Below are 3,019 nucleotides of genomic sequence, written 5' to 3' on the forward strand. Positions count from 1 at the left end.
GGCCATGAAGGCGCCCTCGACCGGGTCCTCGTTACGGGCGCGGGGCGTCGCCCACGCCGGCACGCGCGGGACCGGGAAGGAGACTTGCGATGCGGGTGCGGGCTGCCGACTCATCTCCAGCAGCGTAAACGGGATGTGCGGTTCAAGCGAGAAATTTCGCCACTATCCGCACCGCCTGTCTGCCTTGTTTTATGTCCGGTAAGCTTGCCTTATCGGACATATGGCGGTAGCCTGCCAAACCATGCAAGATCCCCCGGAAAACACCCCCACAATCGACGATGGCGATCTACCCGACATCGTCGATCTCGTCATGGAGATGGGCTCCTCACCTCCCGCCCCGCGGGCGCCAACGCGTCTGGAATCCCTTGTCGAGACCGCGACAGGCTACGCGAAGGCCGCCAGCTCCGAGAATACGCGGGACGCCTACGCCAAGGACTGGCGGCATTTTAGCTCCTGGTGCCGCCGCGAAGGCTTCGACCCGATGCCGCCCTCGAGCCAGGTCATCGGCCTCTATATCGGCGCCTGCGCCGCCGGTGATCCGAAACGCGGCCTCCCCTCGCTCTCCGTGGCAACGATCGAGCGGCGGCTGTCTGGCCTCGCCTGGAACTTTACCCAGCGTGGCCAGCCGATGGATCGCGCCGATCGGCATATTTCCACCGTGCTTGCCGGCATTCGCCGCAAGCACGCAAAGCCGCCGCGGCAGAAAGAAGCCGTGCTCGGCGAGGATCTGTTAGCCATGCTCGAAACCCTGGGCCATGATTTGAGAGGGCTTCGGGACCGCGCCATCCTGCTCCTAGGGTTTTCGGGCGGGTTACGCCGCTCCGAAATCGTCGGGCTCGACGTCGCCCGCGACGAGCATAGCGACGGCGCCGGATGGATCGATATTTTTCCCGACAAGGGCGTCCTCGTCACGCTGCGCGGCAAGACCGGCTGGCGCGAGGTCGAGGTCGGCCGCGGTTCCAGCGACCAGTCCTGCCCGGTGGTGGCGCTGGAGACCTGGATCAAGTTCGGCCGCATCACCCGCGGTCCCCTGTTCCGGCGCATTTTCAAGGACAACAAGACCGTCGACGTCGAGCGCCTTTCCGACAAGCATGTCGCCCGTCTCGTCAAGCAGACGGCACTGGCTGCAGGCGTCCGCTCCGATCTCCCGGAAGGCGAACGCGAACTGCTGTTCGCCGGCCATTCTTTGCGCGCAGGCCTCGCCTCGTCGGCCGAGATCGAGGAACGCTATGTGCAGAAGCAACTCGGCCATGCCTCGGCCGAGATGACCCGCAAATATCAGCGCCGGCGTGATCGGTTCCGGACCAACCTGACCAAGGCTTCCGGGCTCTGAAAGCCCCCTCCCTTCCCCCGATTGTAGCCGCCACTTGGCGGTTCAGGGGGGCAGGATGGATTTTGTCGCTTGGCAGTTAAATATGAGAATCGCTCTTCAACGATTTCAGTAACTTAGCCGTTCACTTAATTCGAGAATGTGACAGTTAAATTGAGAATCAATATCACAGATCGGCACTTAATTGATAATCGCGGCGAACAACGTGGTGCCGTCGCATTGCAGACAACGGTGCACGATATTCAACGAACCCAGCATCTTAGAGACAATGTGGCTACAGTTAATTTGAGACTCCAAACTATTCCATTCTCGTATTTAAGTAGCCCGCAATGACCAGAACGGTCGCATTCTTGTAATTAACAGCCAAGCGACAGTTTCATCGGGCGTCGGTTCCCGGTCGTGTTCGTTTTTCATGCCCTCGATGCTCTCATAAGACGTTCGTCCGACAAGCGCTGCAAGGACCGTCCAAGCCCTGTAGTGAATATCAAACCTGCCCGCCTTCTCATGATCTGCGCCCCGGCTTGTCGAGGCTGCGGCGCAACGCATCGCTGATTTCAAGCCGGGATTCGGTGCGCACAACCTTGCCTGCCGTCTCCAAATCGACGGCAGCGGTTTCAGCTCCGGTTCCGATCGTCTTCGACGCATGAAGCTTCGCCCGCAACAAGGCCATCACCATCGGCCAGACCGAGAACTTTCCGGCCTTTGCTCGGTCTGTCAGGCTGCGCAAATAACCGCCGGCGCTGTTGATCTGGTCCTGCCGTTGGTAGATCGCAGCGATGGTAATCGCCGCCTGCTGCTCACCCATTGCCGTCCGCGCTTCCTCCCAGGCGCTCGGGCTGATGCCCATGGCCGGCCGGGCAACCTCGGCCGCGGCCAGAAATTCACGCCAATTGCGGATTCCGCCGCCGCCCTTCACCATCCAAAGCATGTTCGGGCAGGCATCCAGCACGATTCCCAAAGGCAGCTCGCGCTTTGGCAGGCTCCGTACGTTGTCGGTATCCGCAACGTTGGCGCCCGCTTCATCTTTATTTCCTGAGCCGCTTGCAGATTCAAATTTAGAGTCTGGTTTTGAATTCTGTATGTGGCGTCCATTTCGGGACTCATTGGCGTCCACTTTCTGTGTTTTTACAAATGATTCCAATGCTTCACGCACTTCAGCCCAAAGGCCTTCAAGCTCCTCGGCGATCGCCTCGAAGGCCTGGCGGGGTGCGGTTCGTGGTATCTGGCCGACAATCGCCTGGTAGGCCTGCTGGACCCTGCCCCAGTTCGCCGGCACGCCTTCCTCAATGCCGGCGTCGATCATCTTGACGATGTCACGCCGGCATATGGTTAGCCGCTCCTTAACGAGACGAAAGGCCTTCTTCTCAGATCTGACCGCTTCCGCAATATCCTTGAACTCCTGAGCTCGCGCGACGATCGGCGAGATGTCGAAGCCATAGGCTTGCTCGATCTCGCCGCCCTGCCCTTTCCGGGCGAAGCGCTTGCCGTTTGGGCTGTCGCGACGGATTATCAATCCACACTCGACCAAGACGGCCAGGTGCCGCCGCAAGGTCGTTGGAGGCATTCCGTTGGCGCGGCGGATCAGCTGCTCGTTGGATGGCCAGACGATCAGCTCGCTGTCGCCATGAAGGGCCGTGTCAGGATGGAACGACAGAAGCGCGTCAAGAATGGCCAAGGCGCGATCAGTGG

At 60.4% G+C, this 3,019-nt stretch carries 2 protein-coding genes; one reads left to right on the plus strand and one right to left on the minus strand.

The window, feature by feature from the left end; all coding sequences use genetic code 11:
- Nucleotides 1–241 precede the first annotated feature (241 nt).
- Entirely contained in the window at nt 242–1,333 is a 1,092-nt protein-coding gene (locus tag EN749_RS33540) for a tyrosine-type recombinase/integrase (protein ID WP_128364775.1), read from the plus strand.
- Between the two features lie 499 nt (nt 1,334–1,832).
- Here the strand turns inward: EN749_RS33540 and repC are convergent.
- Nucleotides 1,833–3,019, minus strand: a 1,187-nt coding sequence (repC, locus tag EN749_RS33545) for a plasmid replication protein RepC (protein WP_128364776.1), incomplete at its 5' end; no start/stop codon positions are given.

Source organism: Mesorhizobium sp. M7A.F.Ca.ET.027.02.1.1 (assembly GCF_004022985.1).
Lineage (GTDB): Bacteria > Pseudomonadota > Alphaproteobacteria > Rhizobiales > Rhizobiaceae > Mesorhizobium.